The sequence below is a fragment of the Breznakiella homolactica genome (assembly GCF_016616095.2).
GTDB lineage: Bacteria > Spirochaetota > Spirochaetia > Treponematales > Breznakiellaceae > Breznakiella > Breznakiella homolactica.
On record NZ_CP067089.2, the window covers coordinates 2,414,857 to 2,439,393 of the forward strand.

Genomic DNA, 24,537 nt, shown 5'->3' on the forward strand with positions numbered 1-24,537 from the left:
TGCTCAATTGTTTGAAAGATCTTACAAAGATCCAGGTGACAGTAGTATATATCACGCCTGTGTTGCAATAGCGCGCCGGATTTTTATTAATCTTTTTTATTTCCGCCGAAGGGATTGAAGCTGATCCCCACATCATAGGCATCAACGGCTTCGGATTTTTTCAGCTTCCGGACGGTAAGATACGTTACCGGGGTCATGAGTACTTCTATGCCGCATTTGAAAAGATAGTTCGTCAGCACCAGCGTTACAAACAGTTCCCAGCCGAAGACACCTGTCAGAGAGGCAACGAACACAAAGACCAGACTGTCCAGGAACTCCCCCACCAGGGTGGAGCCGATAGTCCGGACCCAGAGATGCCGGCCCTTCATGGCGACCTTCATCCGGGAAAGCACCGCGGAATTGGAAAATTCCCCGATCCAGTATCCCAGAAGGCTTGCCAGGGCAATGCCGCCGGTGCTCATACCGCCGAGGATCGCGTCGTAGGCGGCGGTGCCCGCGTAATTTTCCCAGGCTGCTTCCGCGGGAAGGAACCGGAGCAGCAGGAATACCAGGGAGGAAAGCGCCAGCGCCGCGAACCCGGTCCAGATTACCCTGCGGGAAGCCCGGAATCCGTAAACTTCGGTCAGCACATCCCCGAACACATACGAAATGGGGAAGAGCAAAGTTCCGCCGTCGAATGCCAGGGGTATGCCGAAAAGCGAAAAACCGAGATCCACTATTTTTGCCGATGACGCCACATTGCTGACGATGAGAACCGCCACAAAAAAGGCCATCACAATATCGAGGTACCGGTACTGCCGGCTTTGGAGGTCCGCTGTTTTGGTTAAGGGGGATGATTCCACAATCACTCCTTGTTTTGTTAAGGCGGGTAGCAGGACGACCGCCGCGGCCAAAAGAAAAAGCACCCGGACCGCTGGGGTGCCGGGTGCACTGTAACACAGGAAAGATAATTTTACAAGATTACGGGGTTACCTGGTCAGGCCCATTTGATCAGACCGCTCCGGTAGGGATGCACCAGGAAGCTGTGCTTCGGTAGTATCCGCACGGTATGGCCCTGGCAGCCCGTATCGGTGCATTCAACCTTCAGCTGATACCGGTAAACGGAACCGTCATTGCTCACGGCCCTCATCTCGGTATGCCGGGCGTGTTCTATGGTAGCGTTCTGGTTTGAAACCCTTCCGTGGTACAGCTCCACCTGGAGTTCCTCGGGTTTAAGGTTCCCCAGGTCGATGTAGGCATTCACGGTGAGGGAGTCCCCCCGCAGCATCACCGGTTTGGCGTTGGATTCAACCTTGGTTATCCGCAGGCCGTTCCATGAGCTCCGGAGCCGGCCGAGATACCCCGCCAGGGATTTTGCCTCGGCAAAATCATCCTTGACCATGCGGCGGTAATTTTTGAGTGCCGGGAAGTAGAACTGGTTTGAGTAGTCCATGAGCATCCGGTGGCTCGACATGGACTGGCCGATTTCCCGCATGCAGTTTTTCATCTTCCGGATCCATTCCCGGGGAAGATTGTCCCTGCCGCGCTGGTAGAACATGGGAATGATTTCCCGTTCCAGGAGATCGTACAGGGCTTTGCTTTCCACATCGTCCTGAAGCTGGGGATCTTCGTACTGTTCACCCTGGCCGATGGCCCAGCCGACTTCGGGATTGTAGGCCTCATCCCACCAGCCGTCCAGGACCGAACAGTTGAGGACGCCGTTCATGGAAGCCTTCATACCGCTGGTGCCGGAGGCTTCCAGGGGCCGCCGGGGAGTGTTGAGCCACAGGTCCGCGCCGCTGGTAAGATACCGGGCGATGGTCATGTCGTAGTTTTCCAGGAAAACGATACGGCTGGTGACATCGTATTTTTCCGCGAAATGGATGATTTCCCGGATAAGTTCCTTGCCGGGCATGTCCATGGGATGGGCTTTGCCCGCGAAAATAAGCTGCACCGGCCGTTCGGTATCCTTGAGCAGCCTGAGGAGACGCTCCGGGTCCCGGAGCAGGAGATTGCCCCGCTTGTACGTGGCGAAACGCCGGGCAAAGGCAATCGTCAGGGCATAGGGCGACAGGGCGTCCTCGGCCTGCTGGATTTTCCGCTCCACCGCGCCGGTCCGCTTGAGATGCTGCCGGATCCGGTCCCGGGCAGCCGCCACCAGCCGTTCCCGGCGGCGTTCGTGGGTACGCCAGAGCTCCTCGTCGGAAATCCGGTCCATGCGGTTCCAGATCTCGAGGTCCGTGGGCTCCTCATCAAAATGGGGACCGAAGTAGCGGTCCAGAAGATCGGTCATGCTGCTGGAAACCCAGGTTCTCGGATGAACGCCGTTGGTTACGTGTCCGATGGGGATTTCCGACTCCGGAAGACCGGGCCACAGCCCCTTCCACATATCCCGGGATACTTTGCCGTGGAGCCGGGAAACGCCGTTGGAATAGGCGGACATTTTGAGGGCGAGGACGGTCATGCAGAAGGTTTCATGGTCGTCGTCGGGCCGTTCCCGGCCCAGGGCGAGGAAATCCTTCCAGGAGATACCCAGGATCTGGGTCCACTGGTGCATGTATTTGTCCACCAGGGCAATCTCAAACCGCTCGTTGCCCGCGGGTACCGGCGTATGGGTGGTGAAGATATTCGTAGGCCATACGACTTCCTTGGCTTCGGCAAAGCTGAAGCCCTTCTCTTCCATGACTTCCCGGACCCGTTCCAGCCCGAGAAACGCAGAATGACCTTCGTTCATGTGGGTTGCCGCGGGATTGATGCCGAGAGCCCGGAGGGCCCGGATCCCGCCGATCCCCAGGAGAATCTCCTGCTGTATCCGGGTTTCCTTGTCCCCGCCGTACAGGGTGGCGGTCACATTCCGCATATCCTGGGCGTTTTCTTCAATATTAGTATCGAGAAGGTACAGGGAACTTCTGCCGACCTTTACTTCCCAGATCTGGGCGATCACGTTTCTGCCGGCCATATCCACGGAAATTTTTAAGGGATTCCCCGATTTGTCGGTCTTCAGTTCCACGGGCATATTGTACCAGTCGTTTTCGGGATAGCTTTCCTGCTGGAAGCCGTCCGCGTTGAGATACTGCTTGAAATACCCCTGGCGGTACAGGAGACCGATCCCCACCAGGGGAAGCCCCATGTCCGAGGATGTTTTCATGTGGTCCCCGGAAAGAATTCCCAGACCGCCGGAATAAATGGGCAGGGAAACATCCATGCCGTATTCCATGGAAAAATACGCCACCACATCCTTTTTAGTTCCCCGGTACCAGGTATCGCCTTTCCTGTACCGCTGGAACCGGCCGTACACCTCCTTGAGGGCGGCCAGATATGAATCATCCTTGGCGACTTTTTCGAGCCGCTCCTGGCTGACCATACCCAGCGTCCGGATGGGACTCTGCTGGGATTGAAGCCAGGCGTCATAATCCAGCCGGATGAACAGCTGAATCGCGTCAAAATTCCAGGAAAGCCACAAATTGCGGGCCATTTCCTCAAGGGGCTTCAACGGAGCCGGAAGTTTCGGTTTTACCGTATATGTGGATATATTCATGTATCAATACTACGCATTTCCCCGGGGAAATGCAAATCCTTCCGGTGGGTTTTGACTGAAAAACAAATTTTATTGTAAGAAAGCCCCAAAAAGTGCAGATTATCCGAAAAAAGCCATAAAATAGATTTTTTTGAATAAGAAAACGGTTTTCCGGAACTGCCATAATAGCAAAAGAGCCCCGGATTCCGGGATTACTGGTATATTCCGCGGATATTTTTTGAATTTTACGTTTTCTCCGAATTATTATCGTGAAGGAAATCGAGAAACCGCGGGGATACGGCACTATTCCCGCGGTAAACCGGATAAAAAAATATACTGTACGGGCTTACGGCGAGGCTAAGGTTTTTTCAGAATAGGTTTAACGGATTGAAATATCAATGAAGCCTGAAACGCTCCGAAAGCCGTTTGACATGGGTTCCGATGAACAGCGCGCCGTACACGCTGATAATGATGCCGATGGTCAATCCAATCGCGAGCATAAATGAAGGGCTGGCGTTGGCGGAGAGTTCCTGGAAATCCAGCCCGAAAAAAGCCGATACCAGGGAAATCAGAATAACACATCCCGCGATTATCCAGCTTCGGAAAGAAAAGCCCCGCTGTTCCTCGAGATACTCCTCGGGTTCATCCCGGAAAACTTCGGCCATAATCATGTCCGACAGGTCCGGTACTTCCGGGAGCGCTTCGGTGGCAAGCAGTTCCCGTGCCGATTCATAGCGGTTTACCTCTTCGGCGCATTGGGGGCAGAGGAACAGATGAATCTGAATTCTGATGTACTGCAGCAGGGAACTGTGTTCATCACCATCCGCTTCGACAATACGGTCCATAACGGTTGTGCATTTCATCATATTCCTCCTTCCGTAAACTGTCCCAGCTGTTCCTGGAGCATTTTTTTAGCCCGGAACACATGGGATTTAATCGTATTTACCGGAAATCCCGTTACCGCTTCAATTTCCTGGTAGGACCGGTCGTAAAAGAAAAACAGGTCCACACAGATACGGTACCGTTCGGGAAGATCCGCCACGGCTTTTTTAACAGCCTCCCGGGAAGCCGTCATCAGCGCCTGCTTTTCGGGGTCGTCGAAATCCGGAATCTCCTGACCCTCCGCAAGGCTCTGGTACTCTTTTCTGCGGTTTACGCCATTTATCCCCGTATTGTAGGCTATTTTATACAGCCACGTTGAAAAACGGGCTTTGCCCTGGAACTGGGGTAAACTCCGGTAGGCTTTCAAAAAAACCTCCTGGGTAAAATCCGCCGCATCCTCCCGGTTACGGAAGAAACTCATTCCCATACCGAACACCGCTTTTTCATGACGCTGCACCAGGAACCGGAACAGTTCGGTATTACCCTGCAGGGTCTGCTGAACAATCAGCTGATCATCCAGGTCCCCGCCGGTTGTCATGATGAACGGTCGCCGCGTTTCATTCCATAATATGCAAGCAATCCTATCCCGAGGGAAAGGGGGATCAATCCGCCCAGGAGACCGAAGTCAAATCCCCGGAACAGGGCAAGAAAAACCGTTAGGCTCAATCCCACACTCACCAGGAGCAGTCCCGCCAGAAGGCTGAAAGACAGGAGATCAAACTCCGGCCTTTTGTACTGGCCTGCCTTGATGAGCAGGGTGTTGCGTTTGTAATTCCACAACAGGTAAAAAAACACCACCACGCTTCCCATGACTATACCCACGATGGGAATAACCGCGATGATGACGTCTGCAGCTGTCGATGATGTCTGCATAAACACAAAACCCCTTTGCATGAAAACGACGATATTCCAGTGTATCCGATAAACCGCAGTACCGTCCATGTATTTGACCCGGTAAACTCTAAAAAGTTGCACCGGCAGTAACAAAACAGTAGAACCGATTGTTCTATTATTAACGGGAAAATACCCGCAAAAAGGTCTAGAATATATAGTATGGCGGACTTTCGCAGGCTTCGGCCGTATCTTTTAGCAGTACTTATTCCCCTGATTTTCTCCGGATGTATGTCCGGAAATTCGGGTAAAACCATAGAGAAGGCCGTTTTTACCGCCGACCAGACCCGGAATCTGCAGATATACATCCTTCCCGGCCGTCCGGAATTCAGCGGAACCACCGCGGGAACCCTGCGCCAGTACAACGAAAACGTATACGTGCCCCAGGGAATAGCGGCGTATTTTCCCGCGCGGTTTTCCCGGGACGGTTCGGCTTTCGAATGGTCCTTCTCAAATACATTTTCCTACCGCATCGTTTCCCACACTGAGCAGAGCGGCGGAATTCTCCTGTACGGGGTTGAGGCCCGGGGGACCGGTGAGGATCCCGGCTACATCCGGCAGTATACCGTAACTTTCGACCGGGGTTCCCTGGAGGCCCCCCTGCAGCAGCCTGCCATGCACGCGCTGGAATTAGGGGTTGAAAAATCCGGGATCCGCTCCGGAACGGCCCGGCTGGAATCCCTGAAATACGACAGTCAGAGCGGCAGATTTACCGCCGAAGTCATCGTGGGCGGCGCGTAAATCCAGGTCCGGGCTACGTTACTTATCCGATTTTAATCCCGCGCCGCATATAGGTATAAGGCTGTCCGGCGGCGTACCGTTTTTCCGGGAGTATTCCAGATACGCCGCATACGTGGCGGCGGTGGTATGCTCGGCGTAAATGCCCTGGGCGGCCAAAGCGGCCCGGGCGTCAAGGATCCCGGCTTCCGGGGTGGCTGTTACTTCCATATTATATTTGTATATAAACGCAAGAATCTCATCCCCCCGCATGGGCTTCCCGATGGCGATACCTTCGGCCATGGTGGGACAGGGACGGATTTCCGCGGGATGGGAGGCCCGGGACACGGCGGCCTTGGCTATGGGATCACAGCATTCACTCTGGACCGCCACTATCCGGGGAAACTCCGGCAGACAGCCGCTTTCGGCCAGATGTTCCAGGCCTTTGACGATACCGATAAACAGCGTCCCGTTGCCCAGGGGTATGAAGACGGTTTTCGGTATCCGGCGGAGCTGTTCATAAACTTCATATATATACGTTTTGGTTCCTTCGTAAAAAAACGGATTGTACACATGGCTCGCGTAAAAAAGCCCCTCCCGGCGGGCTTTCTCCCGGCAGGCATCGGCGCAGTCGTCCCGGCTCCCGGGCACAACCGTTACCTCGGCGCCGTGGGAGGCGATCATGGCTATCTTTTTAGGAGAAGTTCCCTGGGGCACGAAAATTTCGCAGCCGATTCCCGCCCGGCCGCAGTAGGCCGCCACGCTGTTGCCGGCGTTTCCGCTGCTGTCCTGGACCACTTTATCGACACCAATGGATCTGCAGTGGGCTATAAGCACCGCGGCGCCCCGGTCCTTAAACGACAGGGTCGGCATGAAGTAATCCATTTTCAGCAGGATATTGCCCCCAAAAGGAACTACCGGGGTCATGCCCTCACCCAGGGAAATATCCCGCCAGGTTTCGTTTTCCAGGGCCATCCACTCATGGTACCGGAACATGCCCCAGACAGACCGGTCAATCCGGTCCGGATCAAATACCGGCGGCCGGTAATCCAGATCCCAAAGACCGCCGCAGCCGCAGGCAGCTGCCCGGGTCGCTGTGTCGGCCTCATGGCCGCACCGGGAACAGACGTACTTCACCGCGGGACCTCCGCCTCAGCCACGGCCTCCATTTCAATGAGGCATCCGAAATGCAGCTTCCCCACGGGGATTACGATACGGGCAGGTTTATGGTCCCCGAAAAATTCCGCGTACAGCCGGTTGACGGCATCCCACTGGTCAATGTCCTGAAGGTAAATCCGGCACTGCACCACACTGCCGCGGCCGAGACCCGCTGCAGCCAGAACCCGGTCCAGGTTGCGGAGCGCCAGGGCGGCGTGTTCCTCAATACCGCCGTCCGGGACTTTCCGGGTATCGGGGTCAATAGAAAGCTGGCCGGAAATATACAGCATGCCGTTGGATACAATCCCCGGAGTGTAATGGCCTTTGTTTTCCGCTTTGTACGAAGGGCTGATCATTTTCATGGCGTATCCTTTTACGGCTGTTTTTTCCCGCCGCTGACGGCCGGTTCGCGAAGGGTAACCCGTTCTATGGGTCTCATACGGAATGCAGCGGCGCAGGGAATGAGCAGGGTTGCGCAGATTATTGAAAAGGCCGCGGTAAAACCGTTCCCGGTATGCCGCTGGAACGCGCCGATCAGAATACCGCTCCCCCATTGGTACAGGATTATACAGAGAAAAATAATACAGTTTGAAACTCCGAATACGGCCCCGCCCTGCCCTTCCGGCGCTATCTCATGGACGGCGGCGGTAAACTGGGTAAAGGCAATGCCGCTGCAGGCGCCCAGCAGAAAGGAAACCAGCACGGTCGCTCCCATGGGAAGGACCAGATAAAACGAAAGTATCAGTCCGATCCAGAGAAAGAAAACCGCAAAAAGCGAACGGCGGATAACATGGTGGCGGCTTGCCGCATTCCGGCAGATAAACCCGCCGGCGAAATTCCCCGTCATGACACCGATACTCACTACGGTCGCGGCGGCGCTGGCCCAGTGCTTCAGTCCGGGGTAAACCGCGGCGAACCAGGAAACGGCCCAGAGGCCTTGGTACGCCATGATGGCGCCGAAGCTTACCATCCACATGAGCACCACTATTTTGAGTTCCCGGGAAACCCTGAGAACCCCCGCGGCCCGGACAAACCGGGAAAAAATTTCCCTGCCCAGGGACCGGCCGGTTTTTTCCTGGGGAGTCCGGCCGCCAAAAACCAGGAGCAGCACCGAAACCAAAACCGTCGTGATACATATAGCGCAGAAAACCCCGGCCCGGCCCCAGAGCCCCAGGGCCGCCGACAGAGGGGCCGCAGAAAACACAGCCCCCATATTTCCGATCATCATGGAAAGCCCGGAGAAAAAAGCGTACCGTTCCGGAGGGAACCGGCTGCCCTGGTATACCAGGAGACCGCTCAGAATGGGGGACAGTCCGATACCCATGAGCAGGCGTCCGGTTATCAGGGCCGCGGTATTGGCGGCCAGGCCGAAAATCAGGGAACCGATACCGGCAATAACAAGGCCGATAGCCACGACCTTCATCGGGCTGTATGTATCGTTAAGCACTCCGCAGGCAGGCTGCATCAGCGCGTAGGTATAAAAATACATGCTGGAAATAAATCCGATAATCCCGGCGCTCAGACCCCATTCAGCCTGGATCAAAGGGAGCGCCACCGAGGCGGAAACCCGGAAAAAAAGAGAAAAGAAATACGACAGCACCAGGAGGGAATATATGAAATAAACCTTCCCCTTATCCGAACCCATAGACAAACCACCGCTGACAGCCGGATTTTAGACTTGTCCGATAACCCGGTTGGGTATCCCATAAGTCTTGCCGTTTTGTGGCCTAACGGCCACAAAACATGATTTTTAAAGAGGAAGCTGCTGCGGACATTTCGTGTCCGGGACAACTGAAGTCATCAACAACGCTATTATTCAATAATCATAAAATCATTAAAATACAGTACATCGATTTTTCCCAGTCTCAGAAGGGCATTGTATCTGCCGAGGAGTTCCTCTTTAATCACCGGTTCCGTCTTAAGCCGCAGCTCTCCGGCGGAAAAGGACTCCAGGTACGATACGGCCTGGCTGCGGAAATCTCCGAGCCTGGAAACCAATTCTTCGGTAAAAACCCTGTCCCCGGGATCGTAGGGAAAAGACACCGAAAGGATTACCGCCGCGGGGGGTGAGTCCGCGGTTACGGCTCTGATCCTTCCGATCCCGGTAAAAACACGGTCGTCGGGACCGCCGCTTTCCGCTCCCGCGGGAGAGGTCTGCGCGGGGACACTGCCGCCGGGCCGGAAAAACAGGCCGTAGAGGGTCCCGCAGAGAATAACGATCCCCAAAAGCAATACCGCCGCGAGCAGAATCCGGTACAGAATAAGCATCCCCGGCGATTCCCGGTCCTGTGTTCGCTTCATCTTGTTTTATTCTATGTGGTGCGGCCAAAATGGACAAGCCCAGGGAAGCGCCATATACTTGAATAATATGGAAAAATACGATGTTGCGGTAATCGGCGGCGGCGGAACCGGAGCGGCGGCGGCCTACGATCTTGCCCTCCGGGGGATGCGGGTAATCCTGTTTGAGCGGGGAGAACTGACCTCGGGCACCACGGGACGCCACCACGGCCAGCTCCATTCCGGCGCACGGTACGCCCTGGGGGATGTGAATATCGCCCGGGAATGCATGGCCGAAACCCGGATACTCCTGGACATTGCCCCGGACTGCATCGAATTCAACAAAGGAATATTCGTAGCCATTGAAGAGGATGAAGCGGCCCTGGCGGATGATTTTATCGCCGCGTGCCGGGCAGCGTCGATTCCCGCGGAGGAAATACCGCCAGCCCAGGCCCTGGCCATGGAAGGCCGTATCAATCCTTCGGTACGCCGGGCTGTGACGGTGCCCGACGGGACCATCGACGCGTACCGGCTGGCCATGAGCTTTTTTTCTTCGGCAAAATATTACGGCGCGGAGATCCGGAATTTTTCCGAGGTAACCGCCATTGAAACAAAGGGCGGAAAAAATTTTGAGCTGCGGATCAGGAATATTCCGGACGGAACCGATTATACCGTTGAAACATTGTCGGTTATCAACGCCGGCGGCCCCTGGGCGGACCGCGTCGCCGCGCTGGCCGGAGCCGATGTCCCGGTAACTCCCGCGGCAGGCACCATGGTCGCCGTGGAAGGCCGCGCGGCCAACGCGGTTGTTTCGAGGCTCAGGCATCCCGGGGATGGGGATATCATAGTTCCCCAGCGGCGGCTTTCAATTATCGGGACCACCCAGCGCAAGGTTGAAAACCCCGACGGACTCCTGCCGCCCCGGGAGGAAATTGAGTTTCTTCTTTCCGCGGCGGATGAGATGCTCCCGGGATTTTCAAAACAGCCCTTCAGGGCGGCATGGTGCGCCGCCCGTCCGCTGGCAGGCCGGAGCGACGGCAGCGAACGCTCTCTGAGCCGGGATGTGGTACTCTATGACCACGGCAGAACCGGGACCTTGCCGGGATTCTTCAGTATAGTCGGAGGCAAAGCCACTACCCTGCGGATCATGGGAGAAATAGCCGCCGACGCCGCGGCGGCGCACCTGGGGGTGACCGAAAAGCCGGGAACCGCCAGCCGCGGACTGCAGCCCTACCGGAATTACTGGAGGTCCCGATGAAACGGAAACTAAATATTTACCAGGGCCGGGCCGGAAAAGGCGCCTATGAAACCTATGAAGTCGATCTCCCAAAGGAAGCCACCCTTCTGGACGCCCTGGAATATCTCCGGACCGGCGCGGTGCCTGACCTGGCCTACCGCCACTCATGCCACCACGGCTCGTGCGGAACCTGTACGGTGCGGGTCAACGGCAAAGAAATCCTCGCGTGCCTTACACCTCTGGAATCGCTGTATGACCCGGAAAAAGACGCGGCGCCGAGGATAGATCCGCCGGCGGTATTTGAGACGGTGCGGGACCTTGCCGCGGATCCGGGAATCCTTTTCCGTTCTATACCGGAAGGTATAGGGTATCTCAGAAAGAGTGAATGGGTCAGCGGGGAAGCCGGCCCTGACAGCGGCCCCGCTCCGGAGCAAAGCGGCGGCGATCAGGCCGGCCCGGTCCGGTTCGAGGACTGTATTGAATGCGGGGCCTGTGTTTCCGCATGTCCGGTGCTCAGGGAATGGGGCGGAAAGGGAAAATCAAGCCAGCCTTTTATGGGCCCCGCCGCGCTGGCGGCGCTCCGCCGGGAGACCATCAACAATCCCGAAGGGAAAGCCGGCCTTATGTTACGGGCAGCGGAGAAGGACGGCGTGGCGGCATGCAAACGGTACATCGAATGTTCCAGGGTCTGTCCCCGGAAGGTATACCCGGCGAAGCATATCGAGATACTGCGCCGGGAACTGAACCCGCCGGAATAGGTTTTCCCGGCGGACATACTGTACGCGGATCAGGCGAACTTAATACCGACTTCCTCGAAACGCTTGTTCACTTCGATGTTCACCCTGCTGAGGCTCTCGAGGTAATCCGCTTCCTTGGCAATATAAAAAATAAAATTAAGCTGATAGGACGAAGCGTTCATCGATTGCAGGCCCGCGGCGGAACCGCCCTCTATGCCGGTACAGTTTGCGCAGACTTCCCTGAGAATCGCGATAGCCTGTTCGAGTTTTTCCTGACCGTTGTCCCTGGTAATGGTTATCGTTTCGGTGACTTTCTTGTTCGGTTCCGAACTGATATTGATTATCGGGTTTGATGAAAAGAGGCTGTTGGGAATAGTTACCAGCTGGTTATCCGATGTCCTGAGCCGGGAAGTCCTGAGCCCCATGTCGGTGACATCCCCTTCGAAGTTGTTGATCTTGATACGATCATTTAATGTGAAGGGTTTATCCACAAACACCGTTATGGCGCCGAAAAAATTAGCCAGGGTATTCTGGGAAGCCAGGGCAATGGCAGCGCCGCCGAGCCCGAGGCCCGCCAGGAGGGTGGTTACATTGTAGCCGAGATTCCGGAGCATAAGCACAATGGCCAGTACCCAGATAACCGTTTCGGTAACCCGGATAAGCACCGGCTGAACATTCACCTGTTTCTTGTCTTCCCCGAAGTCCCCGGTGGCGGGCACAAATCTGAGGATAAGCGCCTGGAACAGCCTGGTCGCGGTCCATGCCACCACAAAGGTTACCAGAACCGCAAAGATCCTGGTGACCCAGAGCCCCACCGTGGGATTCATGGCCAGGTATTTAAGACCCAGATAAAGCCCGAGAATGGAAACGAGAAAGGTCAGCGGGCGCTGGGTAATGGGAATAATAAGCTCATCTACCCGGTTTTTCGATTTGCGGAATAAAACCCGGATAAGTTTAGTGACCGCCGCAGAAACGATTTTTCCGACAATAAAACCGCCGACAATAAAGCAAAGCGCAATGATCCAGTTCTTTACGGTATTGCCCAGAAAAACAAAATTCAAAATCTCTTCCATAATAATACCTATCCTAAATTAAATATATTTTGATGAATGAAAAACCACCATCGGGGACGATTTTTTTTTAATTGTGCTGTTCTTAATCAATACGCTGATACTATCAAGTATAGTAAAGGGCGGCCAACAATCAACAGTAAATTGCCTGGCAAAAACGCCGGGAGATTATTATGCCGCGTCCCGGCCCGCTGCGGGTGAAGGCCGATTCATGGATTAATCAGTATCGGCGCCGGAAACACCTTCGGCTGTTTTCCGCTTTCCCGCGAATAACAGATACCCCATAAACGCGGCAAGCATCTGCTGCAGTACAATCCCCGTTATCACGGGAACCGCGGAATCATGCGGGAAAAAACTGATGACGAGAACCATGGCTGCGCTGATATTTCTCATCCCGGTCCCAAAGGTCATCGCCACTTTGGTATCGTGCCTAACCCGCAGTCCGCAGGATGCGGCGTATCCGAGCAGATAACCGCCCACGGTAATAACAATATTGAGAAATATGATTTTCAGCAGCCTCGAATCAAAGCTGATCCGGTGAGCGACCTGGGATGTATTGATCGCCACAACGGCCAGCAGCGCAATCTTTGATAACGGCCTGCAGTACGGGACCACGCTGCGCTGTACTTTCTTTTTTGAAAAATGGTTGGCCATCACACCGATTACCGAAGGAATCACAACCATCGAAAAAAGGGAAATAATCATCCCCCTCGTATCAATGTTCACGTTGGAATCGGCAAAAATCCCAACAACCGCCGGTGTCACCAGAGGGGCCAGCAGCGTATCCAGGAGGATCACCGTCAATGAAACCGCTCCGCTGCCGTAATATATTGAAGTCCAGATATAGCTGGCAACAGCCGTTGGGGTGGCGGTCAGCAGAATATAGCCTGTCGCGATGTCAGGCTGTCCCGGGAACAGCAGGCTGGCGGCAAGGAACGCAAAAGCCGGCAGAAGAACATGGGAGCAGACAAACACCGCGGCCAGGGGCAGCGGGTTTTTTAGCACCCGTTTAAAATCAGCAATATCGAGGCCCATTGCCCCGGTTAAGGTAATAAACGCGAAGAGATAGGTAACCAAGGGTTTTAAGGGAGCGATTCTTTCCCCGAGGATAAACCCAAGGACAACACCGCCGGGAGTCAGGACAGGCATAATTCTGTCAAGGAAGGTATTGCATCTATTCAGAAAGCCCGCCGGACGATCAGGTTTTTCCATCGCATTGCAGTTTACCATATTGTATCCGGAAACGAAACCAGACCCCGGAAAAAACGGAAGCGGTACCCGCGGCCGCCTTTTCATTGTTTCTAAAACTATTATAATGGTTCCATAATTATCCGGAGGTTTTGCCATGATTATCCATCGGAATGCGATGAAAACCGAACTGAAAGAACACATGCGGGGCGGAGACGGAACGGTTACCCTGGTGCATTTTGACAGCGCCGAGAACATGAAGAACTGCCGGCTGATGGCGGAGCTTACCATACCGCCGGGAGCATCCATCGGCGAACACAGCCACGACGAAGAAACGGAATACTATATAATTCTTTCCGGAACCGGGATTGTGGTCGACGAAGGAACCGAACGAGCCGTCGGCCCCGGGGATGTGGTGGTGACCGGCAACGGAGCGTCCCACAGCATCCGGAATTCCGGCTCGGTTCCCCTGGTTTTCCACGCGGTAATTGTTACATACGGCACAGAAGCATAGAAGAACCGGTGCCGGGGGTCCTGCCGCAGGGTATGGGGTATGGCTCCTCAGCGGCCTTCGGCCTCGAAAGTCGCTCATACCCCATACCCTGCGGCACCCCGCGTTACCAGTGATCCCCATGCTTCTGTGCCGCTTCCACGGGAGGGAGGAATGGGAGACCTTTGCCGGTATGGTGATTCTCCGTATCCCAGGAACCCGGAGTGGGGGTAGCGTAAGACTTGCCGCCTGTGGTGCCAAGTCTTTCAGGAGTTTTGTGAAGCAAAACTCCACACACAATGCGGCAAGGCTGGAGCGAGGGGGAGCCGCCCGCGCGACCGGGCAGTACCGGGCCGGTTAAGCCGGAAAGCACCTGTGTATAAAGGTAACGCCGGGTGTCGGATGAAAAGAAATACCGCTTTGCGGTGTTTCTTTTCATCCGACGGGCCCCGCGGACCCGGTATACACGGGTGCTTTCCGGCTTGCCAGTCCCGGTGCTCCCCCGCCTATTGCTATTTCCGGCGGCAATATATTATAGTTAGGTTAACATAACCCGGAGGTTTTCCCAGAAAATTTCCGGAAATCCCGCATAAGGAGGAAGCGCAATGTCCGATACGGACGGCGGGGGTAGTTTACCCTGTCATAGACGCAGATTAAAGACCGTAACATTCCAAGCGCTTCCTTCGACCCGCCGGCCCCGTCGCTGAGACTCCGCCGGTTTCTTCTGAGGAAGCAATGTTTTCAGGAGAAACCGACATGATTACAATCAGAACCCAGGGGGACAGGGGCCTTGTCGAAACCAAAGTAGTTACCAAAGGCTGCTGGATCGATGCCCGGAATGTCACCAAGGAAGATCTCTTCCGGCTGGAAAGGGAATTCGGCATTGCCGGGGAACTGCTCACCGACATAATGGACGCCGACGAACAGTCCCGTATTGAAAAGGAAGATGATTACACGGCTATCATCATCCGGATTCCCGTACACGACGAAGCCTATGAGATTTCCTACTTCACCCTTCCGGTGGGAATAATTCTTTTTTCCGATAAAATAATAACCATCTGCCAGCGTTCCGGAGACGCCCTGGAGGATCTGGCGACCAACCGGATCAGGGGCCTCAATATTTCCAATAAGAGCACCTTTGTGCTGAACTTCCTCGGCCGGGCGGCGTTCACCTTCATGCGGTCCCTCAAGGAACTGAACAAAAGGACCAATGTCATTGAGCGGGAACTCCAGAAATCCGTCAAGAACAATGAACTGATCCAGCTGCTTTCGGTGCAGAAAAGCCTGGTCTATTTTACCACCAGCATAAAAACGAATGAGCTGCTCCTGGAAAAACTCCAGAAGTCTTCGCTCCTCCGTTTCAGGGAAGAAGAAAAGGAACTCCTGGAGGATGTGGTCACCGAAAACAGACAGGCCATTGAAATGGCGAACATCTATTCTTCCATCCTCACCGGCACCATGGATGCCTTTGCCAGTGTAATTTCGAATAACCTGAATATCGTGATGAAACGCCTGACCATTGTGTCGATTGTACTTATGATCCCAACCCTGATAACGAGTTTTTACGGCATGAATGTGGGGCTGCCTTTCCAGACTTCCCTGCTGGCGGTGTGGGGTATCCTGGCGTTAAGCATTCTGGCGTCGATAATCGGAGCGATTCTCCTTACAACCGACAGAAAACGAAAAAAAATTACCACCTTGACCTTGCCATATTCCCAGACTTATATGATGATACACAAATAGGGTTGTTCGGCAACCTCAGTTGTTGAACAACTTCCGCTGAAAAAACCATGTTTTGCGGCCTTTAGGTCGCAAAACTGCAGGACTTGTTCGATAATCAACCGGGTTATCGAACAAGTCTAATGAGGGTATGTGTATTATGAACAGCTGCTATGAAGCCAGGCGGGAACGGATATACGACTGGATGGCCCAGGAAGGTATTGCCCTGGTCATGTTTGAGGATACCGAAGGAAGGCGGGATACATCCATCCGCTGGATGACCGGGCATCCCGGGGACGCGCTTCTGTTTCTGGCCGTGGATAAACGGTCCCTGCTTGTTCCCTGGGATATCAACATGGCAAAGCTTTTGGCGGATACGGATATGGTGGTTCCCTACACGGAATTCGAACGCAGTTCCGTAACCGCCATCCGGTCCGCCGCGGAGTATTTCAAAATACCCTTTGGTTCACGGATAGAAATTCCCTCGGTTACGCCCTATGTGGTATTCCTAAAATACGTGGAAGCCCTTATGGACTTTGATGTGGTCTGCCGGGAATGGGGAGCCACCGAGGAGGTTGCGGAACTCCGGGCCGTAAAGGATTCCGCTGAGCTTGAAATCTACGAAACGGCCTCTTCAATTACCAATGAGGTAATCACTCTGCTGGAAGGTGAATTCAAATCCGGGGGACTCAAAACCGAAACCGACGTGGCGCTTTTTATTGAGGCGGAAGCCCGTAAGCGCGGCTGCGAGGGAACGGGTTTTGAGACCATCGCCGCGGGGCCGTCCCGGAGTTTCGGCATTCACGCGTTTCCGACATACACCGGCGGTCCGTTCGGCGGACAGGGGCTTTCCGTTCTCGACTTCGGTCTGAAATATAAAGGGTACACCACGGATGTTACCATCACCGTGGCCAAAGGTCCCCTTACGAAACCCCAGGAAACCATGCTTGCCATGGTCGAAAAAGCCTATACCCTGGCCCTGGAAATGGTTAAGGACGGGGTGTATACCCGGGACATAGCCGTGGCCGTGGATAACTTCTTCCGGAAATCAAAAAAAGCCATGCCCCACGCCCTGGGTCACGGAATCGGACTCCAGGCCCATGAGGCGCCGGCGGTCAGAAGCCGGCAGGACAACCAGTGGCAGCTCAGACCCGGGATGATCATCACCCTGGAACCGGGGCTGTATGACCCGGAGCACGGCGGATGCCGGCTGGAAAATGATGTCCTCCTGACGGAATCGGGTCCCAGAGTACTGACCAAGGCAGCAATCGTACGGTTGTAGTAAAGAATGACGCCCCGCCCTCAGCCGCCGATAAGTCTCTTAAGGGAGTCCGCCACGGGAATGGAACGGCTGTCGGTTTCGCAGAGGATTTCACCGCTGCCCGCGGCGTTGCGGTATTTAACCGCGATCAGCGGGTGAGAAGGAAACAGAATCCGGCGCCACCAGGATTTTTCGGTCCGGTATTCCGCGGAGACAATTGAATCCCTGGGAACAAAGATAGTTTTTTCCTGCGGTGGCTTGCCGCCTGTTGTTGACCGGCTCACCATCTGGAGCCAGCCTTCATGGGGAAAATGGTGGAACCGGAACCCGCCCTCGGTGGCAATTACCAGTCCCCAGAATTCCCCATCGTATTCCTTCCAGCCGCCGAGGTAGCGGCCCAGCCCATAGGCGAGAATTTTTTCGCCGTACCGTTCCTCATATTCCTTCCTGAACGCTTCGGCATCGGGATTGTATTTTGCCATGGGTTACCCTATGGTCCTGACGGCTATCACGTCTATACCGGTTCCTTTCCAGTCGGCAATAATCCGGTCCCCGGATTTTACGGGAATTTCCGCCTCGGCGGCGTAAATATCCGCCAGAAGATCACCGATCTGTTCCTTGGGACAGGGCGCGGAGGTTTTTACCGGCAGCCGGCGGGGATCGCTGATTCCATGGCGGCTGATTTTCGTATTTTTCGACCCGGGATTGCCTGTAAGCCGGCAGGTGGCGGTCACCACCCGCTTCGGCGAGCGGATTTCCTCCTGGGCGTATACGGCGCCCCGGGGACAGCGGTTGCCGGAAACAATTATTTCTCCGTCTTCCCGTTCTTCCACGGAGAGGGAACATCCGATGGGACACACTATACACGTTAATGACCGCATACCGTCTCCTATAAAATCGAAAATTCAAGTACGGAATCGGAGGAAAAGCCCTCCAGTTCCTTGGGACCAACGGTGAGGTTAATCATCTCCGACGGCTGTACGTGGCCTTTCTTTATTGTCTTAACCGGGCGGTTATCCAGCCGGAGTTCCAGCACCGCGTCATTTTTGACAATCAGCGAACGGAGATAAACCTTGTTTTCTTCCCGGGTGCTGAGCTTTCCGGGATTTACGTACCGCACGTTGGAACCGGCCTTTACCCTGACCTGCGGCCCGGTCCGCTCTCCCTTGAGCCAGGACGCGGCGTGCCGGCCGGCCCGGCGGGCTTCCTCGGCGACCCAGTCAACCAGGTCATGGACGTGGAGCACGTTGCCGCAGGCGAACACACCGTCGATGTTCGTCATGAGGCTGGAGTCCACCGCCGGGCCATTGGTGGTTCCGTTGAGTTCAACTCCAGCATCCTTGGACAGTTCGTTTTCCGGGACGAGCCCCACGGACAGCAGCACCGTATCGCAGTCGATGCGGAAAGCCTTTTCCGGCACCAGGGCGCCGTTTTCCATGGGAGTCACTTCCACACCCTCAACACGGTCATTGCCGAATATGTTCGTGGTCTGGGAGGAAAGGTACAGGGGGATGTCAAAATCGTGGAGACACTGGACGATATTCCGGGTGAGTCCCGAGGGATAGGGCATGATCTCCACCACCGCTTTTACGGTGCAGCCCACCCAGCTCATGCGCCGGGCCATGATCAGCCCGATATCGCCGGAACCGATAACCACAATTTCCTTTCCGGGGATATACCCTTCAATATTAACGAGACGCTGGGCAAGGCCGGCGGTGTATACCCCCGCCGGCCGGGAGCCGGGAATCCGTACATTGCCCCGGTTCCGCTCACGGCAGCCCATGGCCAGAACCACCGCCCGGGCGCTGATCCTGAGCATCCCCAGGTCCGGGGACGCGCAGATGAGTTCCTTGTAGGCACCTTCGGTATTCGAAGGGTCCACCGGCCGGAGGGAACAGACCGTGGTCCCAAGGTATACGGCGATATCGGAATCCGCGGTTTTTACCGCGAACCGTTCGGCGAATTCCGGGCCGGTAAGCTCCTCCGAGAATTCATGGAGGCCGAATCCGTTATGGATACACTGCATCAGAATGCCGCCGAGGTGGTCTTCCCGTTCAATGATCGCGCAGGAAAAACCAGCTTCCTGCAGTTCCAGGGCCGCCGCCATGCCCGCGGCGCCGCCGCCGATTACCGCCGCGTCGTACCGAAGTTCCTTCATAATTCAGCCTCCAAGACCCGGCTTTTCCCCCCGTGCTTCGTTACCTCGTCCCAGGTAAGGCCGGTTTCGCGCATGATTATCTTGATTATTTTGTAGGTGCAGAAACCTCCCTGGCAGCGGCCCATCTGGGCCCGGGTAAAATACTTTACCCCGTCCAGGGTGTAATGGCCGAGCCTGACGGCCTCAACGATTTCAGCTTCGCTCACGTTTTCGCAGCGGCATACGATGTTACCCCAGGCTGGATCTTCGGCAATGAGGCTGTCCAGCTCAAAGGGGGTAAGTTCACGGGTCCGGGACCGGGGTTCCACGAAGGGATCCCAGCCGGATTTTTCCGTAAGATCCAGGCCCATCTTCTTGAGAAGATCCTTGACGTATTCCCCGATTGCCGGGGACGCGGTAAGTCCCGGAGACTGGATTCCCGCGACCTGCACAAAGGCCGGGGCTTTTTGGGAAATATCAATATAAAAGTCCTCTTCCAGATACGGCCGCAGTCCCGCGAAACTGGTGATCACATCGCTGCGGCTTAAGGACGGAACCATGTGTTTTCCCGAATCGAGAATCTGCTCCAGCCGTTCCCCGGTGGTGGCGAAATCGTACTTGCTTTCCACCGGGTCCGCGGTGGGCCCCACCAGAACGGTCCCTTCCACCGTGGGAATAACCAGCATGCCCTTGGAAACCGAAGTGGGAACCGGAAAAATAACCCGGTCCGGGCGCGCCTTGGTAAGGCGGTCCATGAGAAAATATTCACCCTTTCTGGCTTTGATGGTAAATTCCTCGCCGCCGAAAACTTTCGAAATATCATCCGCGAAAAGCCCCGCGGCGTTTACCACATACCGGGCCGAAACGGTCCGGCCGTCCCCGGAACGGACGGTCCAGAGATTTTTCTTCTCATCCCAGCCGGCCCCTTCCACCAGATAATCCGTGTACAGATGCACACCGTTTTTCATGGCCGATTCGACCAGGGCAAACACGAAACGGTATGGTTCCACAATACCGCCGCCGGGAGCGTAGAGGCCGCCGGCCACATCGGAGGAAAGCTTCGGTTCAAGTTCGAGGATCCGTTCCCGGGAACACAGTTCAATGCCGATTACCCCGTTATCAACGCCCTGCATGTACAGGTGTTCCACGGATTTCATCTCATCATCATGGAGGGCGGCCACAAGAATACCGCACCGCTTAAAGGGAAAATCCAGCTCCCGGCGGAGCTGGTCAAACATAAGGTTGCCCTGTATTTCCAGCCGCGCCTTGAGGTACTGTTTGTTATGGTGAAAGCCGCCGTGGACAATGCCGGAATTCGCCTTTGAGGTTCCAAAGGAAACATCCGCGGCTTTTTCCAGCACCGCGATCCGGCAGGTATACAGGGAAAGCTTCCGGGCTATGTTCGCTCCGGATACGCCGCATCCGATGACCGCTACATCGTAAACTTCCTGGGCCTCCGGAGGAGGATTCAGATTGGCAATATTTATGGTCTTCATATAGGTTCCTCATATTCAGTATACACTACTTGCGGAAAGTATGCAGGAAAAACGGGTAGTCCCAAGCCTTCCAATCCGGCAGCACCCGGGGAGAGCCGGGGCACCAGAGCCGAAGGTTTTACTCCACCTAACCGGACCCGGCCCCGCCGCCCCTTTTGATTCAGGGGTTTTTTATATACAATAATCCCATGGCCGAATTCGATATTTCAAAAGAATGGACCATTCTCGCGCCGGACCGGGGATTGGTGTGGACCGCGGCGGAGGAAATTTCACGGTGCGTACAGGTGCTCCGGAAACGGGAAGCCCTAAATTTGAAACCCGCGGAGATTATTGACGGTTCCGGCGGAGCCCCAGAGGGGGACAGCCCGCTGATTGTGATGAACCATGACCAGCAGGACAACTGCCGATCGGGATTCTCCTGGCGCGCCGGGAAGGACCGCGTTGAAATTTACGGGGATTCTCCCCGGGGCCTCTGTGGCGGGGCGTACAGTTTTCTGGCGGCCCTGGGATTTTCCTGGCCCGATCCGTACACAGAAACGGTCCCCCAGAATACCGGAGCGGCCCGGAATCTCTACAGCCTCAGTTCCGGTTCGGGATTTGAAAAATCCGAAAACACCCCGGAGCATCACCGCCGGTTGGTCTTTACCAGGGAAACTCCGGCAAAAGCCGAAACAGCCTGGCTCGTGTGGGCCCGGCGCAATTCCGTGGATACCGCGGTGGTCCCCCTGTATTACGGACGTATTCCCGCGTCCGGGATCAGAGGCATGGGCGGCCGCAGGCAGAAGCGGCTGTGCAGGAAGGCCAGGGATATGGGCTTTACGGTTGAAGCCGGGGGGTGGGATCTTTCGGGATTTGTACCCCGGAAAAACTTCGGCGCGAAGCGGGAACTGCTGCGGATGGAACAGGGGAAGCGGATAAAACACACCAATTTCTGCGCCACCAATCCCGATACGTTAGAAATAATAAGGAAAGGTATATCCAAACTGCTTTCCGCCTGCCCGGAACTAGAAACGATCCATCTCTGGCCCGACCGGCACAACGAAACCCTGTGGTGCGCGTGCCCCGCCTGCCGGGCTTTTTCCGCCGGGGAGCAGTACCTCATGGCGGTCAGCGCTGCCGCGGACGCCGGGGAGCGGGTTAATCCCCGGTTCACCGTATCTTACTATGACACCGGAGAGACCGGGGATATTCAGCCCGGACCGAATACTCTGGGTCTGAATTTTCTTCCGGGATCACCGGAAGCCGCGGCCAGGGGCTGGTTTTTGGCGGATCGGTGACAGTGCCTTTGCTATTCCAGGCTGATGCCCCATTCTTTTTCTATTTCCCTTTTATATGAATCGAAAAGCCCGCGGTAGGCGAGGACATTGCCGGGAACGGGTTGGATCTCCTTTGTTTTGTTGAAGGCAATATACCGTTCGCACAATTCCTGAAGTGTAACGGGATTGCCTTTCACATGCCCGTCCAGGTACATGGCCTGAAGAGCGGCACCCAGGGCACCGCCTTCATCGCTCACGAGGCAGTGAACCGGCTTACCGAAAACATCCGCAATTATCCTGCGCCAGGGCGCGCTGTTGGCCCCTCCGCCGAAAACAACCAGTTCCCGGGGTTCGGGGAATGACCGTACGATTTTATCGAATCCCCATTTCAGGGTAAAGATGACCGACTCCGCGGCAGCCCGGACAATATTTTCCCGCCTGGTGTTCAGCGTGGTAAGATTTTTTACGATCCCCCGGGATGACGGCAGCGGCGGCATCCGTTCTCCGCTGAAAAAGGGAATAACCGTAACGCCATCAGCTCCGACAGGAGCGGTATCCATATCCCTGTCCAATTCCTCAATTCGGAGTCCGAACAGATCCTGGATGGTATTGGCGGCGCTGGTCGCGTTAAGCGTACAGGAAGTAACGAGCCAGATACCATCGATCACATCGTAAACCTGGAGAAGCCTGTCCACGGCGTTTTCCGTGACCGGGGAAAGAAGCGCCACGGTGCCGCTCGTTCCAAGCCCGATAGCGCAGCGTCCATTTACTATTGCCGATGTTCCCAGGGCTCCCATGGTGTTATCACCGCCGCCGCAGGCAACCAATGTACCGGGCGCCAGGCCGAGGGTCTCCGCGGTCTCCGGGAGAATTGTCCCCAGTGGTCTGTCCCAGCTGTATACCGGCGGCACCGCGTTTTTAAGTATGCCGGAAGGATCGATAATGTTTATCATTTCGGAAGAGTATTGCCGGGCGGCGACATCATAGTACCCGGTACCGCTGACTTCACTCCCTTCGGTGGCGTACACTCCGGTAAGATAGAAATTGATATAATCATGGGGAAGCAGAATATGCCGGACCCGGGCAAACAGTTCCGGCTCATGAACCGCCAGGTACCGGACTTTGCTGGCGGTAAATCCAACGGGAAAAGATGTATTGATCCGCCGCCATACCGCTTCGGGTCCGCCGGCATCCCGGATTATGGCGCTGTTTTCTTCCGCGGTGGATGTATCGTTCCAGAGCTTTGCCCTGCGCAGAACCTTTCCGTCCCCATCCAGCGCCACAAGACCGTGCTGCTGACCGCTTACGGCCAAGGCTCTGATTTCGCTGCCGCTGATCCCGGCATCCGCGACCGCCGCGCGGACTGATTCGATCAAAGCGGAAATCCACCATTGGGGATCCTGCTCACGCAGCCCTGAATCGTCGGCAGCAATGGAATGACCGGCATACCCCTTGCCGATTACCGCGCCGCCGCGGGAATCGAATACAATCGCCTTGGTTCCCTGGGTGCCGCAGTCGATGCCCATGTAGTACATATCCGGCTCCTAGGAGGCCTTCGCCTTTTTGAAATAATCGATAAGCACGGCGATTATTATTACGATGCCCTTCACCACGAGCTGCCACGAAGAATCGATACCCATCAGATTCATGCCATTGGACAGCACCGCGATGAGAACGACCCCGATGATGGTGCCGAAGAGCCCGCCCACACCGCCGCTCATGCTGGTGCCGCCGAGCACCACCGCCGCGATGGCATCCATTTCGGCGCTGGTACCGGCGGTGGAGGTCCCGCTGAACATCCGGGAAGCCAGGATGATTCCCGCGATTGACGCCATGAGAGAACTGAACACAAAAACCAGGAACGTTATGAACCGGGTATTGATGCCGCTGAATTCCGCGGCCTGGCGGTTGCCGCCGGTGGCGTACAGGTTCCGGCCGAATTTCGTCTTATTCAGGAGCAGGGCGGTAATAAGGCATATAACAATCATATACACAACCTGGGTCGGCACTACCCCGCCGATGTACCCCGTTCCAATATATGCAAAAAAGTCATTGTCGATGGAAATGGTCTTGCTCCCCGTATAGAGCCGGGCGAAGCCCCTGCCGATATTCATCATTGCCAAAGTAATGATGAATGGCGGAATCCCCGTGGAAGCGATGATGCCGCCGTTGATTACCCCGATGAGAAGGCCCACGAGCAAGGCCAGCACAATAGCTGCCATGGGCGGCATGCCATTGTTGGTCATAAATCCCGCGACCAGGCAGCCGGTTACCGCCATGGTAGAGCCCACGGAAAGGTCAATGCCGCCCAGCAGAATCACCATGAGCATACCGCAGGAGAGGAACATATTGTTGGAAAGCTGCCGGAGGACATTGAAAAAATTCCGCTGGCTCATAAATACGGGACTCATAAATGAGAGAAAGATACAGAGCAGAACCAAGCCAATGATGATACCGAGCTGATCCTTGATTCCGGCGTAGATCGGATTGCCTTCAAACCGGGCTAAGGGATTTTTCTTTGCCAT

At 55.5% G+C, this 24,537-nt stretch carries 24 protein-coding genes; 7 read left to right on the forward strand and 17 right to left on the reverse strand.

Annotation, left to right across the window (positions count from 1 at the left end; all coding sequences use genetic code 11):
- Positions 1–86: 86 nt before the first annotated feature.
- The 5 genes from JFL75_RS10915 to JFL75_RS10935 form a co-directional block, all read right to left on the reverse strand.
- Positions 87–842: a queuosine precursor transporter gene (locus JFL75_RS10915; RefSeq protein WP_215626723.1), complete on the reverse strand. Its 756-nt coding sequence runs from the start codon at positions 840–842 to the stop codon at positions 87–89.
- A gap of 134 nt (positions 843–976) precedes the next feature.
- A complete protein-coding gene (glgP, locus tag JFL75_RS10920) occupies positions 977–3,517 on the reverse strand; it encodes an alpha-glucan family phosphorylase (RefSeq protein WP_215626724.1) in 2,541 nt (846 codons plus the stop codon).
- Positions 3,518–3,891: 374 nt separating this feature from the next.
- On the reverse strand, positions 3,892–4,362 hold the full coding sequence (locus JFL75_RS10925) for a peptidoglycan-binding protein (protein ID WP_215626725.1): 471 nt from the start codon (positions 4,360–4,362) through the stop codon (positions 3,892–3,894).
- Positions 4,359–4,916, reverse strand: coding sequence for an RNA polymerase sigma factor (locus JFL75_RS10930; RefSeq protein WP_215626726.1), 558 nt, complete (start codon positions 4,914–4,916; stop codon positions 4,359–4,361). Before JFL75_RS10930 ends, JFL75_RS10925 begins: the two co-directional genes overlap by 4 nt.
- A complete protein-coding gene (locus JFL75_RS10935) occupies positions 4,913–5,251 on the reverse strand; it encodes a hypothetical protein (protein WP_215626727.1) in 339 nt (112 codons plus the stop codon). The genes JFL75_RS10930 and JFL75_RS10935 overlap by 4 nt, the downstream gene beginning before the upstream one ends.
- Before the next feature lie 249 nt (positions 5,252–5,500).
- Here JFL75_RS10935 and JFL75_RS10940 point away from each other — a divergent pair, with 249 nt between their 5' ends.
- The gene (locus JFL75_RS10940) at positions 5,501–6,010 is read left to right on the forward strand and encodes a hypothetical protein (protein ID WP_215626728.1); all 510 of its coding nucleotides are present in this window, start codon (positions 5,501–5,503) and stop codon (positions 6,008–6,010) included.
- 18 nt (positions 6,011–6,028) lie between these two features.
- Here JFL75_RS10940 and JFL75_RS10945 read toward each other — a convergent pair whose 3' ends face one another.
- The 4 genes from JFL75_RS10945 to JFL75_RS10960 form a co-directional block, all read right to left on the reverse strand.
- A complete protein-coding gene (locus JFL75_RS10945; protein ID WP_215626729.1) occupies positions 6,029–7,123 on the reverse strand; it encodes a threonine synthase in 1,095 nt (364 codons plus the stop codon).
- Positions 7,120–7,506 (reverse strand): RidA family protein, encoded by a 387-nt coding sequence (locus JFL75_RS10950; RefSeq protein WP_215626730.1) that lies wholly within the window; start codon positions 7,504–7,506, stop codon positions 7,120–7,122. The genes JFL75_RS10945 and JFL75_RS10950 overlap by 4 nt, the downstream gene beginning before the upstream one ends.
- 11 nt (positions 7,507–7,517) lie before the next feature.
- A complete protein-coding gene (locus JFL75_RS10955; RefSeq protein WP_215626731.1) occupies positions 7,518–8,789 on the reverse strand; it encodes an MFS transporter in 1,272 nt (423 codons plus the stop codon).
- A gap of 167 nt (positions 8,790–8,956) precedes the next feature.
- Positions 8,957–9,445, reverse strand: a complete 489-nt coding sequence (locus JFL75_RS10960; RefSeq protein WP_215626732.1) for a flagellar basal body-associated FliL family protein — start codon at positions 9,443–9,445, stop codon at positions 8,957–8,959.
- Between the two features lie 67 nt (positions 9,446–9,512).
- Here JFL75_RS10960 and JFL75_RS10965 point away from each other — a divergent pair, with 67 nt between their 5' ends.
- Positions 9,513–10,679, forward strand: a complete 1,167-nt coding sequence (locus JFL75_RS10965; RefSeq protein WP_215628583.1) for an FAD-dependent oxidoreductase — start codon at positions 9,513–9,515, stop codon at positions 10,677–10,679.
- Entirely contained in the window at positions 10,676–11,416 is a 741-nt protein-coding gene (locus JFL75_RS10970; protein ID WP_215626733.1) for a 2Fe-2S iron-sulfur cluster-binding protein, read from the forward strand. Before JFL75_RS10965 ends, JFL75_RS10970 begins: the two co-directional genes overlap by 4 nt.
- A gap of 29 nt (positions 11,417–11,445) precedes the next feature.
- On the opposite strand, the gene JFL75_RS10975 is transcribed toward JFL75_RS10970, so the two are convergent.
- The gene (locus JFL75_RS10975; protein WP_215626734.1) at positions 11,446–12,468 is read right to left on the reverse strand and encodes a mechanosensitive ion channel family protein; all 1,023 of its coding nucleotides are present in this window, start codon (positions 12,466–12,468) and stop codon (positions 11,446–11,448) included.
- Positions 12,469–12,681: 213 nt separating this feature from the next.
- Positions 12,682–13,695 carry a bile acid:sodium symporter family protein gene (locus tag JFL75_RS10980; protein WP_215626735.1) on the reverse strand — a complete coding sequence of 338 codons (1,014 nt, stop codon included), beginning with the start codon at positions 13,693–13,695 and terminating at the stop codon, positions 12,682–12,684.
- A 115-nt stretch (positions 13,696–13,810) separates the two neighbouring features.
- Here JFL75_RS10980 and JFL75_RS10985 point away from each other — a divergent pair, with 115 nt between their 5' ends.
- The 3 genes from JFL75_RS10985 (at position 13,811) to JFL75_RS10995 (ending at position 17,144) form a co-directional block, all read left to right on the forward strand.
- Complete coding sequence (locus tag JFL75_RS10985) at positions 13,811–14,167, forward strand: cupin domain-containing protein (RefSeq protein WP_215626736.1); 357 nt, start codon at positions 13,811–13,813, stop codon at positions 14,165–14,167.
- Between the two features lie 732 nt (positions 14,168–14,899).
- Complete coding sequence (locus tag JFL75_RS10990) at positions 14,900–15,886, forward strand: magnesium transporter CorA family protein (protein WP_215626737.1); 987 nt, start codon at positions 14,900–14,902, stop codon at positions 15,884–15,886.
- Positions 15,887–16,022: 136 nt separating this feature from the next.
- On the forward strand, positions 16,023–17,144 hold the full coding sequence (locus JFL75_RS10995; RefSeq protein ID WP_215626738.1) for a M24 family metallopeptidase: 1,122 nt from the start codon (positions 16,023–16,025) through the stop codon (positions 17,142–17,144).
- Positions 17,145–17,164: 20 nt separating this feature from the next.
- On the opposite strand, the gene JFL75_RS11000 is transcribed toward JFL75_RS10995, so the two are convergent.
- The 4 genes from JFL75_RS11000 to JFL75_RS11015 are packed head-to-tail and all read right to left on the reverse strand — an operon-like array spanning position 17,165 to position 20,756.
- A complete protein-coding gene (locus JFL75_RS11000; protein ID WP_215626739.1) occupies positions 17,165–17,605 on the reverse strand; it encodes a hypothetical protein in 441 nt (146 codons plus the stop codon).
- Positions 17,606–17,608: 3 nt separating this feature from the next.
- A complete protein-coding gene (locus JFL75_RS11005) occupies positions 17,609–18,004 on the reverse strand; it encodes a DUF1667 domain-containing protein (RefSeq protein WP_215626740.1) in 396 nt (131 codons plus the stop codon).
- An 8-nt stretch (positions 18,005–18,012) separates the two neighbouring features.
- Positions 18,013–19,281 (reverse strand): NAD(P)/FAD-dependent oxidoreductase, encoded by a 1,269-nt coding sequence (locus tag JFL75_RS11010; RefSeq protein WP_215626741.1) that lies wholly within the window; start codon positions 19,279–19,281, stop codon positions 18,013–18,015.
- Positions 19,278–20,756 (reverse strand): NAD(P)/FAD-dependent oxidoreductase, encoded by a 1,479-nt coding sequence (locus JFL75_RS11015; RefSeq protein ID WP_215626742.1) that lies wholly within the window; start codon positions 20,754–20,756, stop codon positions 19,278–19,280. The genes JFL75_RS11010 and JFL75_RS11015 overlap by 4 nt, the downstream gene beginning before the upstream one ends.
- 188 nt (positions 20,757–20,944) lie before the next feature.
- On the opposite strand from JFL75_RS11015, the gene JFL75_RS11020 reads away from it, so the two are divergent.
- A complete protein-coding gene (locus JFL75_RS11020; protein ID WP_215626743.1) occupies positions 20,945–22,033 on the forward strand; it encodes a glycoside hydrolase family 20 protein in 1,089 nt (362 codons plus the stop codon).
- 11 nt (positions 22,034–22,044) lie between these two features.
- Here JFL75_RS11020 and xylB read toward each other — a convergent pair whose 3' ends face one another.
- Positions 22,045–23,547, reverse strand: coding sequence for a xylulokinase (gene xylB / locus JFL75_RS11025; protein WP_215626744.1), 1,503 nt, complete (start codon positions 23,545–23,547; stop codon positions 22,045–22,047).
- Between the two features lie 9 nt (positions 23,548–23,556).
- Positions 23,557–24,537, reverse strand: coding sequence for an ABC transporter permease (locus JFL75_RS11030; protein WP_215626745.1), 981 nt, complete (start codon positions 24,535–24,537; stop codon positions 23,557–23,559).

What these genes read in the sequence shown, in the direction of transcription:
- glgP (WP_215626724.1), bottom strand. Translation starts at nt 3,517, where the DNA reads ATGAATATATCCACATATACGGTAAAACCGAAACTTCCGGCTCCGTTG.
- JFL75_RS10925 (WP_215626725.1), bottom strand. Translation starts at nt 4,362, where the DNA reads ATGATGAAATGCACAACCGTTATGGACCGTATTGTCGAAGCGGATGGT.
- JFL75_RS10930 (WP_215626726.1), bottom strand. Translation starts at nt 4,916, where the DNA reads ATGACAACCGGCGGGGACCTGGATGATCAGCTGATTGTTCAGCAGACC.
- JFL75_RS10935 (WP_215626727.1), bottom strand. Translation starts at nt 5,251, where the DNA reads ATGCAGACATCATCGACAGCTGCAGACGTCATCATCGCGGTTATTCCC.
- JFL75_RS10940 (WP_215626728.1), top strand. Translation starts at nt 5,501, where the DNA reads ATGTCCGGAAATTCGGGTAAAACCATAGAGAAGGCCGTTTTTACCGCC.
- JFL75_RS10950 (WP_215626730.1), bottom strand. Translation starts at nt 7,506, where the DNA reads ATGAAAATGATCAGCCCTTCGTACAAAGCGGAAAACAAAGGCCATTAC.
- JFL75_RS10955 (WP_215626731.1), bottom strand. Translation starts at nt 8,789, where the DNA reads ATGGGTTCGGATAAGGGGAAGGTTTATTTCATATATTCCCTCCTGGTG.
- JFL75_RS10960 (WP_215626732.1), bottom strand. Translation starts at nt 9,445, where the DNA reads ATGAAGCGAACACAGGACCGGGAATCGCCGGGGATGCTTATTCTGTAC.
- JFL75_RS10965 (WP_215628583.1), top strand. Translation starts at nt 9,513, where the DNA reads ATGGAAAAATACGATGTTGCGGTAATCGGCGGCGGCGGAACCGGAGCG.
- JFL75_RS10970 (WP_215626733.1), top strand. Translation starts at nt 10,676, where the DNA reads ATGAAACGGAAACTAAATATTTACCAGGGCCGGGCCGGAAAAGGCGCC.
- JFL75_RS10975 (WP_215626734.1), bottom strand. Translation starts at nt 12,468, where the DNA reads ATGGAAGAGATTTTGAATTTTGTTTTTCTGGGCAATACCGTAAAGAAC.
- JFL75_RS10980 (WP_215626735.1), bottom strand. Translation starts at nt 13,695, where the DNA reads ATGGTAAACTGCAATGCGATGGAAAAACCTGATCGTCCGGCGGGCTTT.
- JFL75_RS10985 (WP_215626736.1), top strand. Translation starts at nt 13,811, where the DNA reads ATGATTATCCATCGGAATGCGATGAAAACCGAACTGAAAGAACACATG.
- JFL75_RS10990 (WP_215626737.1), top strand. Translation starts at nt 14,900, where the DNA reads ATGATTACAATCAGAACCCAGGGGGACAGGGGCCTTGTCGAAACCAAA.
- JFL75_RS10995 (WP_215626738.1), top strand. Translation starts at nt 16,023, where the DNA reads ATGAACAGCTGCTATGAAGCCAGGCGGGAACGGATATACGACTGGATG.
- JFL75_RS11000 (WP_215626739.1), bottom strand. Translation starts at nt 17,605, where the DNA reads ATGGCAAAATACAATCCCGATGCCGAAGCGTTCAGGAAGGAATATGAG.
- JFL75_RS11005 (WP_215626740.1), bottom strand. Translation starts at nt 18,004, where the DNA reads ATGCGGTCATTAACGTGTATAGTGTGTCCCATCGGATGTTCCCTCTCC.
- JFL75_RS11010 (WP_215626741.1), bottom strand. Translation starts at nt 19,281, where the DNA reads ATGAAGGAACTTCGGTACGACGCGGCGGTAATCGGCGGCGGCGCCGCG.
- JFL75_RS11015 (WP_215626742.1), bottom strand. Translation starts at nt 20,756, where the DNA reads ATGAAGACCATAAATATTGCCAATCTGAATCCTCCTCCGGAGGCCCAG.
- JFL75_RS11020 (WP_215626743.1), top strand. Translation starts at nt 20,945, where the DNA reads ATGGCCGAATTCGATATTTCAAAAGAATGGACCATTCTCGCGCCGGAC.
- xylB (WP_215626744.1), bottom strand. Translation starts at nt 23,547, where the DNA reads ATGTACTACATGGGCATCGACTGCGGCACCCAGGGAACCAAGGCGATT.
- JFL75_RS11030 (WP_215626745.1), bottom strand. Translation starts at nt 24,537, where the DNA reads ATGGCAAAGAAAAATCCCTTAGCCCGGTTTGAAGGCAATCCGATCTAC.